This window comes from Carboxylicivirga sediminis (assembly GCF_018156225.1).
Lineage (GTDB): Bacteria > Bacteroidota > Bacteroidia > Bacteroidales > Marinilabiliaceae > Carboxylicivirga > Carboxylicivirga sediminis.
This window is the reverse complement of the sequence record NZ_JAGTAR010000109.1, coordinates 1-478: the sequence shown is the minus strand read 5'-3', so window position 1 is coordinate 478 and position 478 is coordinate 1. Positions and strand designations below refer to the sequence as shown.

Here is a 478-nt window from a genome sequence, read left to right as displayed (position 1 = left end):
TCAAAAAACTATTATCTCGATACACGTCCTGAGGCATCACCAGCCATCAGTTTTTCCACTTCTTCAACGGTCACCAGGTTATAGTCACCTGGTATCGTATGCTTCAGGCAGGATGCTGCGGTAGCAAAGTCAAGCGCTTTCTGATCATCACCTTCGTAGGTAAGCAGTCCATATATGAGTCCGCCCATAAATGAATCGCCACCCCCTACACGATCGACGATGTGTGTGATATCATAATCAGCTGCTTTAAATAATGTTTTGCCATCGTACAGCACTCCCGACCACGTATTGTGATTGGCATTGATGGAACCGCGAAGCGTTGTGATGACCTTCTTCACGCGAGGATACTGTTGCATGATTTGTTGTGATACGCTACGATAAGCCTCTGCTTCGACATGTCCGCTAGTTACATCCATTCCTTCAGGATGGATGCCCAATACCATGGCAGCATCTTCCTCATTACCCAATACAATGTCGC

1 protein-coding gene is annotated in these 478 nt (G+C 46.7%); it reads right to left on the bottom strand.

Annotated elements, in window-relative coordinates; genetic code table 11:
• Positions 1–11 precede the first annotated feature (11 nt).
• On the bottom strand, positions 12–478 hold a 467-nt coding region (locus tag KDU71_RS23505; protein WP_244828670.1), incomplete at its 5' end, for a PfkB family carbohydrate kinase.